General features: G+C 64.5%; 9 protein-coding genes. 2 read left to right on the top strand and 7 right to left on the bottom strand.

Going from position 1 to position 11,512, the window contains the following annotated elements; translation table 11 throughout:
• Positions 1–95: 95 nt before the first annotated feature.
• Positions 96–1,031, top strand: a complete 936-nt coding sequence (locus tag VFV67_RS09665; RefSeq protein WP_326468900.1) for a GNAT family N-acetyltransferase — start codon at positions 96–98, stop codon at positions 1,029–1,031.
• A 1,178-nt stretch (positions 1,032–2,209) separates the two neighbouring features.
• On the opposite strand, the gene VFV67_RS09660 is transcribed toward VFV67_RS09665, so the two are convergent.
• The 5 genes from VFV67_RS09660 to VFV67_RS09640 all read right to left on the bottom strand — a co-directional run bounded on the left by VFV67_RS09660 (position 2,210) and on the right by VFV67_RS09640 (position 9,793).
• Positions 2,210–5,776 carry an eIF2A-related protein gene (locus VFV67_RS09660; RefSeq protein ID WP_326468902.1) on the bottom strand — a complete coding sequence of 1,189 codons (3,567 nt, stop codon included), beginning with the start codon at positions 5,774–5,776 and terminating at the stop codon, positions 2,210–2,212.
• A 319-nt stretch (positions 5,777–6,095) separates the two neighbouring features.
• A complete protein-coding gene (locus VFV67_RS09655) occupies positions 6,096–7,025 on the bottom strand; it encodes a hypothetical protein (RefSeq protein WP_326468899.1) in 930 nt (309 codons plus the stop codon).
• A gap of 8 nt (positions 7,026–7,033) precedes the next feature.
• The gene (locus VFV67_RS09650) at positions 7,034–7,309 is read right to left on the bottom strand and encodes a hypothetical protein (protein ID WP_326468897.1); all 276 of its coding nucleotides are present in this window, start codon (positions 7,307–7,309) and stop codon (positions 7,034–7,036) included.
• Between the two features lie 997 nt (positions 7,310–8,306).
• Positions 8,307–9,314: a site-specific integrase gene (locus VFV67_RS09645; RefSeq protein ID WP_326468895.1), complete on the bottom strand. Its 1,008-nt coding sequence runs from the start codon at positions 9,312–9,314 to the stop codon at positions 8,307–8,309.
• Between the two features lie 119 nt (positions 9,315–9,433).
• On the bottom strand, positions 9,434–9,793 hold the full coding sequence (locus VFV67_RS09640) for a hypothetical protein (protein WP_326468893.1): 360 nt from the start codon (positions 9,791–9,793) through the stop codon (positions 9,434–9,436).
• Positions 9,794–10,086: 293 nt separating this feature from the next.
• Between VFV67_RS09640 and VFV67_RS09635 the strand changes: the two genes are divergently transcribed.
• Positions 10,087–10,425, top strand: a complete 339-nt coding sequence (locus VFV67_RS09635; protein WP_326468892.1) for a hypothetical protein — start codon at positions 10,087–10,089, stop codon at positions 10,423–10,425.
• A gap of 282 nt (positions 10,426–10,707) precedes the next feature.
• Here the strand turns inward: VFV67_RS09635 and VFV67_RS09630 are convergent, their stop codons facing one another.
• Both VFV67_RS09630 and VFV67_RS09625 read right to left on the bottom strand, forming a co-directional pair.
• Positions 10,708–10,947, bottom strand: a complete 240-nt coding sequence (locus VFV67_RS09630) for a hypothetical protein (protein WP_326468891.1) — start codon at positions 10,945–10,947, stop codon at positions 10,708–10,710.
• Between the two features lie 28 nt (positions 10,948–10,975).
• Positions 10,976–11,299, bottom strand: a complete 324-nt coding sequence (locus VFV67_RS09625; RefSeq protein ID WP_326468890.1) for a DUF6247 family protein — start codon at positions 11,297–11,299, stop codon at positions 10,976–10,978.
• Positions 11,300–11,512: the final 213 nt, after the last annotated feature.

Raw genomic sequence — 11,512 nt, 5'->3', positions numbered from 1 at the left:
ATCTCACGCGATTCGCGGCCTTACGCCAAGACTGGTGCTCGAGGGGAGCCCGGACTCGTGGGATGCGTATGTCCGCTGGCCCGTAGCCTGTGTTCGTGGCTGAGCTGCCGGTGTGGACCGAGCGACTGGTTGTGCGGCGGTTCGCCGTCGGGGATGTGGCCGCGTTCGCGGCGTACCGCTCGGATCCGGAAGTGGCCCGGTACCAGTCGTGGGAAGCCCCGGTGTCCGAAGTAGACGCTGCCCGGCTGGTGGCCGGTTTCGCGGCCGCCGAGGAGGGCGCACCCGGCTGGTTCCAGTACGCCGTGGAGCGCGACGGCGTGCTGATCGGCGACATCGGTATCTGCCTGCACGACAATCGGATGCAGGCGGGGTTGGGGTTTACCGTGGCCCGGCCGTACCAGGGACAGGGCTACGGGACCGAGGCGGTGCGGTGCGTGCTGGACCGGGTGTTCGGTACCGGAGTGCGCCGGGTCTCGGCGGACTGCGACGCCCGCAACACCGCATCAGCGAAGCTGCTGGACCGGCTCGGGTTTCGCCGGGAGGGCCGGCGCGTCCAGCACACCTGGGCCAAGGGTGAGTGGACTGACGACCTGCTGTTCGGGCTGCTGGCCGGCGACCGGCCCAGCCGGGCCGACGAACCGGCCATCTACGCCTGCCGGCCCAACGTTGTGGTGCGCGACCTGTCCGCGAGCTTGCGGTTCTACCGGGACCTGCTGGGGTTTCAGGTCGGCTGGCGCTGGTCCGACCCGGCCGGCCGGTTCCTCGCCGAGGACGACCCGGACGAGCCCGGTACCGCGCTGGTCTTCCGGGATCGTGCCCACCTCATACTGACCCAGGTCGCCGGCGCGCATCCGACCCGGCTACACCTTGACGTGAACACCACCGCACAACTCGACGATCTGTTCGATCAGTGGAGCCGGCGCGGCGCGACCATCGCCGAACCACCATCCGTGCGGCCCTGGGGGATGTACGAGATGCGGCTGCACGACCCGGATGGCACGGTACTCCGGATCAGCGCCCATCCCAACTAGGGTCGCTCTGCCGACACGGTCGGGGTCGCCAGCATCCGCTCGCGGGTGTCCGGCGGGACGGCAGCGGTGACAATGAACCGGACCGCCGTGTCGGCGACGACGGCCACCGTGGCGTGTCTTGCCTTGGTGTGTCACAGGCGGCGGCCGTTCCGCCGGCAAGTGGGAAGGCGCGGGACGCGGTCTCGCAGGCGTACAGCCGGCGCAGGTCCGCGACCGGATCACGGGCGCCGGACTGGTCGCGCCGACCAGACGCACCTACGCACCCATCCACCACAAACCGGGTCACCGGGCCGGACCTGCCCTCGCGCCGCCAGTCGGGCGGCACCGAGCACCGCGCCAGGCCCGATCCCCGCACCGGCCGCCAGCCGGCCGGTTCCGGCCGTCCGGTGCGGCACGGTCGCCTTGGCCGCCTGCTCACCACCACCGCACCGTTGGAGGTGGAAATGTCGCGACCACCCTGCTGATCCTGCGCGCCACCGAACCGCTCACCCCACCCAGTGCATGGCATCGACACCGCCACCACCTGGGCGCTGCTGCACCAGCTACAACCTCGCCGCGACCGTGGGTCTCGATCCCAGCCGGGCGACGGGCGATCCGCTCGGCCCCCGCCGTCCGGCCATGGTGCTGGCCGGCGGGGTAGCCCTGCTCCACCGCCTACCACGGAATCGCCCTCTCCAGCGCGCCGTGGAGCCCGAGCGCGGCACTGCCACGCAAACCAAACTACGCCGACCAATCAGGGCATAGAGCAGCAAACCACGCGTGAGATCACACGCGATTCGTGGGATTTCACCAAGAGTGGGTCCGAGGACGATCGCTCTATTCACCCGTCACAAGATGAACAGGTTAGAAACCTGGCGACCTCGCTGTCGCCAATCACGAAGCCCGGCCCCGGAGCATCGGAGTTGTTTGCAGCTGTGAAAAGCTTCGACGGGCGACGCTGGGATGACTATCCAGCAGCTGAGCCAGCCTCTCGGCCAAGCGGTCTGGACACCCGGCGGCCCGCGTCATGGCCCGGAGACGGATCCTCCAGTGGCAACGCTAACTGGTCGTCAGTACTTGCGAATCTGGCCCTACACATGGCAATCGGCCACGTCCATGCGTCGAGGGCAGTGGTAGCGCTGCCGGCATCGGTGGGGCGAGCAAGTCCTTACAATGAATCGGCCGCAAGTGCCGTAGATCTAGTCACCCAATAGAGTGCCTCTCTCGGCTTCGGTCAGGGAATTGCGAATCCGGTGGCGGGCCATTGCAATGATGCTGTCCATCGTAACTGTAGCATCCCAAATTCTCGCCGTACCGTCTTGTGATGCCGTCACCAATCGATGCCCATCGGGTGACCAAGAAACATCGCTGACTGGAGCAGCATGAACGCCAGCGATTGCGACCTCGGACTCGGCATTTACATCCCAGATGCGAACTGTGCGGTCGGATGACGCTGTGGCCAATTTTGCACTGTCAGGCGACCATGCCATACCCCACACGGTGTCTCCATGGCCAAGAAGTACGCATTCCATAATGCGTCTCTGCACATCCCAAATCGTTACAGCTCCGCCACGAGACGCGCTCGCAATTCGACCTCCATCAGGTGACCACGCGAGCGCCCATACTGCATATTTATGGTCGCTAATACTGGCGACACGTTCCCCATTGTCCACATTCCAGATGTGTACGAATCCCAAATCATCTCCTGTTGCGATCCGTCGCCCATCCGGCGACCAGGCCACTATTCGAACTCGATCTTTATGTCCTTTGATCGTTGAGATATTTTCTCCGGTTTTAGGGTTCCAAATTCGCACCATCCAGTCTGCCGAGCTAGTAGCTAGAAGTTCTCCGCTGGGCGCCCATGCCACTGCCAAAACCCAGTCATCGTGGTCGCGAAGGACCATGCGTTCCGCACCATTCGCGGCGTTCCACAACCGCGCAGTTCGATCAAGTGACGCCGTCGCTAGAGTCGATCCGTCCGGGGACCATGCGACGCTCCAGACTGCATCTTTATGTCCGCTCATCCGGATCATTTCCAAGCCTGCATTTGAATCCCATATTCGAGCTGTTCGGTCGTCTGACCCGGTGGCGATACGCTGGCCATCCGGCGACCAAACCGCAGCAACGACTTCGCGTCGGTGGCCGCTCAATGCGACTATACTTTCCTCCCTAGCGTCCCAAACACGCGCGGTTCTATCCAATGAACCGGTGCAAAGCCATTGACCCGATGGCGCCCATTTAACGCTGGCTACACCGTCTTTATGGCCGCGCAACGTGAGTAACTCAGTGCCACTAATAGAATCCCATACGCGGGCCGTCTTGTCTCGTGACCCAGTCGCCAGTCGGCGACCGTCCGGCGACCATGAGACTCCCCATATTCGATCTTGGTGGCCGCGTATTACGACAAGTTGCTCACCGGTAGATGCACTCCACACTCTGGCAGTTCGATCATCCGAAACAGTGGCGATGAACTGCCCATCGGGCGACCAATCTACGTTCCAAACTCCATCCCGATGGCCACGTAAGGTCAGTACCTCGGACCCCGTAGCGGCGTCCCAGACTTTGGCGGTTTGATCACGGGAGCCGGTCGCTATGAACTTCCCATCATTTGACCACGCAACGCCGCAGACATCACGATTATGGCCGTTCATGGACGCGACAACAAAGCCATTGCGCACATCCCATACGCGCGCGGTCCCGTCATACGAACCGGTCGCGATAAATGGTCCCACGGGACACCAAGAAATACCCCAGATGCCTCCCTGATGCCCATCCAACGATACGAGGGCCGCTCCCGTATATGTATCCCACACGCATGCGGTTCGGTCTCGCGAGCCCGATGCCAAAAGGTTCCCGTCTGGTGACCAGGCTACTCCCCACACACGATCGTTGTGGCCGCTGAGGGTGAGTTCTACCTGACCCGTGCGAACGTCCCAGATTTTGATAGTGCGATCAAAGGCCGCCGTCGCAACACGGAGCCCATCGGGCGACCACGCTACATCCTCTAACTCGCGAATATGACCGTTGAGAACGACGGTGGTCCTATTTCGGACCAGAGCTGTGGCAAGCGCTCGGCCGACCAATGGGGTAATGGTGTATTCATCTACGGCTGCGAGGGCCAGCATTAGCGCTCGCTCCGGGTCGTCTTCAATAGTATCCAGCGCGCGGTGCGCGACGGTATCCGCGAGTCGCCGTACCGTATTCTGGTCCGCCTTTTGGGATTGTTCGAGGAAATCGACAGTAAGTTGGTGCCCTCCGAGTTTTGGAAACTTGAGCGAGTGCTGCAGCGAACTGGCGAGCCTATCGCCCTGCAGTAGGTATGTAGGCCGCCGCCCCGAGCGCTCCCAGTCGAGCGCCCAACGCTCCAAGTCCGCTAGCCATTGAAGGTCCTCGGCATGTGTTGCGATCGCATGTTGGAGCGGAGGCCAATGTTCGAACAGCGCCTCATGGGCAACGTTTAAGACGGTTTGCATATTCGAATCTGGCGTAGTATCGCTTGTGAGAATTCGTGCCGCCAGGAATGCGTCTACTACCTTTCGCTCGGCGTCGGACAGGGCAGACTTGAAGACGGGACGTTTGGTAGGCCGATTGTCATTCAAAGTGACAAAACGCAGTAGTGTCTGGACCACTGGACTACTGGACTCCTGCTTGCGCAGGTCGTCCGAGACAATGTCTGCTCGTTGGCTCAACGTGCCAGACACGCCGCCCAGCGCATCGTATGAACTGGCTGTGATGACGCCATTTTTATCTGCAAAGTGATATAGAGTCTGTAGTGTATATGCCAATAATGGCAATGCATCGCCATTGCCAGTGTCGATGACCATCCGCCAAGGAAGATCCTGCGGATCGAAGCGTATCCCTGCTTCCTCGGCGGGGCCTTGGATAACATTTAGAAGTTTGTCTCGGTTTAGGGGCCCTACCACGACCGGTTGCGTGAATAGATGGCTCCAGTGAGTTGTTAAGAAATGAGTGAAGAACTCGGATCGGAGTGTCATTATCACCCACAACTTGTTATCTGCCCGCATCGCAGAATCGAGGATAGTGAGAAACTCGTCTCTTTCAGAAGGGGCCGCCAGCGTGAGAATCTCCTCGGCCTGGTCAATTACTAGAAGTATGCGCCCGATCCTGCCGGCGCGGACTTTCTTTAGTAGTTCAAGTGGACTCCAGGAGCTTTCGCCATTAGGATGGCGAGCCCTTCCTTTCATTGAGCGACAAATTGCTCTATTAGGCGGGCGTCGTCTAAGTTGATCTGCCAGTACTTGGGTGAGATTGGCGATTGGATAGGTCCCAGGGACAAGCGTCGGCACTACAAACCAACGCTGTCTCCGGACTGCGAGCCTGGGCAATAATCCAGCTTGAACTAGAGATGATTTACCCGCCCCTGAAGGGCCAATGATAGGAATGAGACGAGAGATCTTGTCGGAGGCGACTGGATGGAGTCTTACTAGTAGCTGGTCGATTTCGTGCGACCGCCCAAAGAACACCGCAGCGTCTTCGTCGGCAAAGGCATCCAGGCCCGGAAATGGCGGCCGACTGGATGTCCATCTTCGGATAGGCTCCTTCTGATCAAGCCTGTAAATCCAAATTCGAAGTACTAGGACGGCGGCCAGTAGGCAGCCCAGGCCGGGTAAGGCCCAAACCTGCGCCCAAGTTGCCAACCATGACAATTCCTTGAGCTTGGCTACCGCAAAGCTCGACACGATGCCGAGGAGCGCTCCGAGGACAACTAGGCTAAGGTCCAGAATCAAGGATGCAGGGCGTCGCATGTTCGCCATGAACCCATTTCACGCTGGTTTGATGCATGAGTCAATTCTCTCGTACGTCCGGACCGCGACTGCACGTTGGCACCTTGCACACCGGATGGCGGATCACGCTCGCTCGCCGCTAGTGCCTTGCCTCAGAAGGTTGACGAGGCAATGGCCCCTTGGACTGGCGTGCTGATCACGGCTGGCAGGCTGCGCCGTGCCCGTTCCGCTCAAGGCTACCGTAGCGCTGTTAGTGTTCATCTCAACCATTAGCATCCCTGGCAGGACGGGCACGTCCGTGCATCTACAGCCCGTGTCTCCATAGTTTCGGTGACAGCGGCTAGGGTGGTGGGGTTGACGCCCACCTGATCGCGCGCGCTTGGCTCGGCCCAATTGGCTCACCGCTGAGGAAGTCGCAGATCTCCTCGGCCCGGGTGCGTTCGTCGGCCAGGTCGGGCGGCACCGGCAGCCCAAGTGCGCACCACAAGTCCCGGTGGTGGAGGTCGACGGCCGTGGCCATCTGCACGCAGTAGGCCCGCGCGGCCGCGATCGCCGCTCGATAGCAGAGCCAGGCCGCGCCAAGCGTAACCAGAGGGAGAAACAGCCACGTCCCCTGCGGCAGCAGCAGGGGAACGCTCACCATGGTCGCCACGAGGCAGAGCGCGCACATCCTCGCGGCCGCGTCCAGCTGGTTGCGACGGCCGTTGAGCTGATCGCGGACTTCCGGTCCCATGACCGCGAACAGCCGCGGCATCACCACGCCGACGTCCATGCCGTAGCGGCTGGCCGCACGGATCTCGCCGATCCGCAACGTGTTCCCGAGTGTGGTCGGCAGCAGGTCGTTCGGGTCGACAGGGAGCCACGCCATACGCGTGTCAGCCCACCACCGGAGATGGCGTTCCTCGGCGCTGGCCGCGGCCGGCGCGTTGTAGAGCCGGCGAACCCGGGTGTGCTCGGCCACCCGACGGCGTAGGGCCCACCGCGACAGCACCGGTCCGAGCGGGACCTCCGCCCAGTACCCCTCGAGAAGCTGGATCAGCGGATACTGGGCCGGATGCAGCGCCACTGCCACAGCGACAACGCCGAGGAGGACGAATACCATCTCCCGCCACGTCATGGTGTTCAGGAAGTGCGTGGCAGCCTTCAGGCTCGGCGGGCGGGTCGGCGCTCCTGCCGCGAGCAGCAAGCCCACATAAGCGCAGAAGAGAAGTTGCGGCAGCACGGTGACGAAGAGGAACCGCGTCCCGATCCGGCCGAAGAACATCTCCATGGTCGGGCTCAGCTGTAGATCGGTGGGTCGTGCGGATCGAGCAGGGCGCGATCGGCAGGGTCGGCGGCGACGGTCTGCCGCGGCGGGTGCCGTCGGTGCTTGCCTCCGTGGCACATCTGGTTGCCCCGCGCTTCGCCGACCCTGCCGCACGCCGGGCACTTGATCAGGGACAGCTTTCGCCGCCGCCCCTGCAGGCTCGGCCAGCCGTCGTCTTGGCCGTACTCGCGCAGCAGCAGGAGGAGCGACAGGATCCGCTGTCGCGCGATGCCGCGGTGTCGACGCATCGGGGTCACCCCCCAGCCAACCGAAAAGAGAAGCATAGGTCCGCATCGCGTGCCGCGTCACCCCGCGAGTCACCACTGGATCGCCGGGCCGGGAGGCGATGATGTACGGGTCGTGCCCCTCGGATGATTCAGGTGAGGGATGACCGCTCGATCTCCTTGGACGCTGGCCGCGCTGGCACTGGTCTGGCTCGGCTGCACCAGCGTGCTCGCGGCCGAGCCGCTCGACATGGCGCTGCTGTGGCTGCTGGGTCTGGGCGCGGGCGCATACCTGGCCCGGCCAACCCCTAGCGGCGGTAGCCCCCCAGAACCAGTCCCGCCCGCCCCACCGACCGAGGTCGAGCCCGCACAACCGCAGGATCCTGACCCGACAGGACCACCGGCACTGACGACCGAGGCCTCTCTAGTAGGACCGCTGGATCCCGGTCCGCCCTCCCGAGCAGCACGGAAGGGCGAGGCCGCTCCTGCGGCGTCACGCGGTCCGGCCGCCACACCGTCTCCGTCCATGACGGCCGAGCCCACCAGTGCATCGCCACCATCGAACGGGACGTCGCTTAGGACGCTGACCGCCGAGGAGGTGGCGGCGGCGCTCCGGCTCGTCCCAGCCGACGTCATCGCGGCAATGGCGGCAGGAGAACTGCCCGGCAACCAGGTCGCCGGGCATTGGCGGTGCAACGAGCTGTCGCTAACCACGTGGCTAGACGGAGCCTGGTCACCAACCGGCCCCTAGCTTAAGGAGAGTACGCATCGTCGACGGTGACGGTGCGCTTGATGGCGTGAATACGACGTGGACTCGACATCCTCGACTGCAGCTTCGGTGGCGTGCTCGTCACCTGCGCGATCGCCGTGTGACGATGTGTAAGACGTGTCCGAGGGGGGACTCGGTACGGAATTCCCCTGAAATCCCCGGGAATCCCGGAGATTTCACGCTCCAGAGTGTACAGACGATAGCACCGTGGCGGTCAAGGCGGACACGCCGACGGGGCTCTGTGGCGGGAGTTTATGGGGTGGCGAGGGGGTGGGGTTGTCCGGTCATGGCGGCCAGGGCGGTGGCGACTTCTTGGAGGCTGGCTTTGATGTAGGTGGTGGCTGGTCCGGTGGTGTCGGTGTGGCCGGCGTAGGGGCGGGCGATGCCGTAGCCGAAGTGCCGTTCCACCCAAGTCAGCGTGGTGTGCCGCAGCCAGTGGGTGGAGATGCCGTGTTCGGCGACCCAGGGCAGGTGTTGGCCGAGGCGATTCCAGAGGTGGTCGTAGCGCCGCGATGTCAATGCGCGGCCGTCGCGGTAGCGCAACAGGACGTCGGTGGGCAGCACGGCGCCGCGGGCGGCGGCGTGCTCAACCAGACAGGCGGCCAGTGCGGGGCTGAGGGGTTGCCAGCGCAGGGTGTTGCCTTTCTCCCGCAGCCGCACCAGGCAGCGGTCGGGGTCGAGGTCGGCCCGGCGGATGCCGAGGGCGCCGCCGCGGCGGCAGGCGGTTTCGGTGTGTAGGCGGAGCAGGAGGGCGTCGAGGATGGTGTCGTTGCCGCTGGTGCGGGCGGTGGTGTTGATTTCGATCAACTCACTGGGGGCCAGCGCGCGGCGGGTGTTGGGCAGGCGGCGGGGTTTGGCCACTTTGTGGGCGGGGCTGGCGGTGGCGGGGATGAGGCCGTCGGCGATGGCCCGGTTGTAGACCGCGCGGGCGGCGGCGATGACGTGTTCGCCGGCGTGGCGGCCGCTGCGATTGTTGCGTCGGGAGCGCGCGGTGCCGGCCATGGCGTGCTGCATGGCCTCGATGTCGCTGGCCGCGACCTCGAGCAGGGTGCGCGAGCCCCAAGCGGTCGCCATCCGCGCCCAATACGTGCCATACGTGCGACCGGCACCCGGCCCAGCGGCGGCGATCACCTGGGGCAGGTAGTCCGCCCAGGTCGGCAACCCCACCTGGTTGTCGTGCGCGACCAAGTCGGCGAGGGTGACGCCGAGCTCGGCCAGCAATCGCCGAGCAGTGGCCACCCGCTGCAGCTCGCCCGTCATGACCTCACACCCAGCAGGTCGGTGTAGTGGCCGGCCAGCAGCCGGGCCACGACCTCGGCCAGATGCACAACCAGCACCTGCTCGCCGATCGCCGCGGCCAACACAAGGGGCGGGCCGGGCTAGATCCCGCACAAGTGACGCAACCCCGCGGGCAGCCCGAACGCGCCCCGCTGATCCACAACGTAGGCGCCGGTCGGGGCGGCGGCGATCACGACCATGCCGTACATCGTGTCCATGTCCAGCCGCGTTCCGGGCCGCCAGCCCAACGCGCGCAGCAACAGCCGCTCACCCACCCGGCCGGACCGATCCATCCGCGCCGTCGCGACCAGCAACGCGGCCGGCCCCGCTTCCTCGACCCGGCGCAGCGCCGGCAACAACGGCAACGCCGTCGGCGGCACCGCCTCGGCGAGCCCGACCGTGTCCGGAATCAGGGCGGCGATCAACCGCTCCCGCATCCGACCCGGCCGCTCAGATAACACGTTCTGACTCATCGCTTCATCGTTGCCGGCACGACCCCCACGACAAACCAATTAGATGGCGCCGAATGAACGGAGCCGCCGGTCCTGCCTCCCATGACACAGCGGACAAGGGCCTTACCCGTCGCCGAAGATTCACCCGTTCGAGTGGTCCACCGAGGCTGATATTCGGGTCAGCCAGGGTGGACCGGGTAGCCAACGGCTCGTCGGGACGGCGCCCGTGGTGGCGCCAGCAATTGGCGCCCGATGGCGTGCCAATGGCCGGCGTCGCCAAGTGGGTCTGCCATCCTGTGGCTATGGCGAAGTCGACGGTCTCTGCGGAACTGGCTGCCGAGCATGGCCTTCCGGGGCTCCTGGGCATCAACCGGCAGCGCGCCGAAATATGCGTCGAACTCGACCTGCCACAGCACGCGGACCGCATCGAGGAGAAGTTCCTGCCCGGTGTGGAAGCCCTCGTGATCGGGTTTCTCAAGCGACTTGTTGCCCGGTCGACATCTGCTCAGCCGCAAGGCGCAATGGTGAGTGCTTCCGAGGACTACGTTGCCGCTTGGCTTCACGAGGACGATCTCGACCACTTCCTGATCAGCCTTGCCGCGCTCTGGGACGGAGCGGCAACGGACGGGCCGCACCAATAGTTGGTCCGCGTGCCAAGGCCGCCGACGACGTGCACCCGGACCTACATTCGCTGGATCGATGTGCCGAAGGGCTGGGCACGTCCGCGGCTGAGTAACAGGTCCGGGCGTGATTTCCAGGCTCACGATGGCCGCTTCATCTCACCAAGCCAGCATCGAGAGCGAGAGGTGAGATTTGGCTGGTCATGCCGACGAGGGCGTGCCGATTTCCTGGAGGTGGGATTCGATGTAGATGACGGTGAGGCCGGTGATGTCAACGTGGCCGGTGTCGATGTGGGTGGTGGTTCAGTGGCCGGCGAGGTCGAGCCATTGGACGAGGAGGAGGTGGACTTCTCGCTGGTCGTCGAGGATGAGGTAAATGACGTGACCGGCCTGATCTGGTCCGAACGTCCATCGCCGGACGGCACCCTTCGGGTTGTCCTCGTGGTGGGGTCGACCGTTCCACGGGGTGAGTTCCAGGGTGGCCAAGACCTCGGCGAGGTGCGGGAGTGCCTGAGAGGGCAGGGCGGTGATCTGCTCCGGCACGGTGGTGTCGGGGATGATCCGGTACAACCTAGTGGCCGAGTCGCTGCTGGATCAGCGCCTGCAGGTCGATCGGGGCGGCGTCGGGGTTGTGACCGGCGCGCTGGATCTGCTCGGCCTTGGCCAGCAGGCGATAGGTAGCGCCCGGGTCGCGCAGTTCGAGGTGGACGGTATGGCGCCACTTGGCCAGCAACTCGTGCAGGTCGGTGAGGTCTTGGGACTGTTTGACCCGGTCGAGCACGATGCCCCACTCATGGTCGAACTCGGCGGCCAGCGTCGGGGTCAGGCACGCCCGGATGGCCTGTGGATCGGCTGGCGGAATGCTCGGGTCCGGCGCTGGGGCGGGGGAGGCCATGCCAACACGATAGCCCGGCACCCGGACACTGCTCCGGATGGTGGATCTGACCTCCGAGGGGAACAGATCCGCCTGCCTCTGCTGGACGAGCGGATAGCCGAGTGACACGTACGGGGTGGCGGCAGTTGTTGCGGGCCGCGGTGAGTGTGCCCGCCTCTGACTCAGGTGATCTGTGAGCCCTCGGGGTGTCGCGGTTGATGGTGGCGGTGTTCA

Source organism: Actinophytocola sp. (genome assembly GCF_035762905.1).
Lineage (GTDB): Bacteria > Actinomycetota > Actinomycetes > Mycobacteriales > Pseudonocardiaceae > DASYTH01.
The sequence above is the reverse complement of the archived record's forward strand: the minus strand, read 5'-3'. Positions and strand labels throughout refer to the sequence as shown.

Bases quoted from the DNA above. Each gene is read 5' to 3' on its own strand.
- VFV67_RS09660 (WP_326468902.1), bottom strand. From the start codon at position 5,776: ATGCGACGCCCTGCATCCTTGATTCTGGACCTTAGCCTAGTTGTCCTC.
- VFV67_RS09655 (WP_326468899.1), bottom strand. From the start codon at position 7,025: ATGGAGATGTTCTTCGGCCGGATCGGGACGCGGTTCCTCTTCGTCACC.
- VFV67_RS09650 (WP_326468897.1), bottom strand. From the start codon at position 7,309: ATGCGTCGACACCGCGGCATCGCGCGACAGCGGATCCTGTCGCTCCTC.
- VFV67_RS09645 (WP_326468895.1), bottom strand. From the start codon at position 9,314: ATGACGGGCGAGCTGCAGCGGGTGGCCACTGCTCGGCGATTGCTGGCC.
- VFV67_RS09635 (WP_326468892.1), top strand. From the start codon at position 10,087: ATGGCGAAGTCGACGGTCTCTGCGGAACTGGCTGCCGAGCATGGCCTT.
- VFV67_RS09625 (WP_326468890.1), bottom strand. From the start codon at position 11,299: ATGGCCTCCCCCGCCCCAGCGCCGGACCCGAGCATTCCGCCAGCCGAT.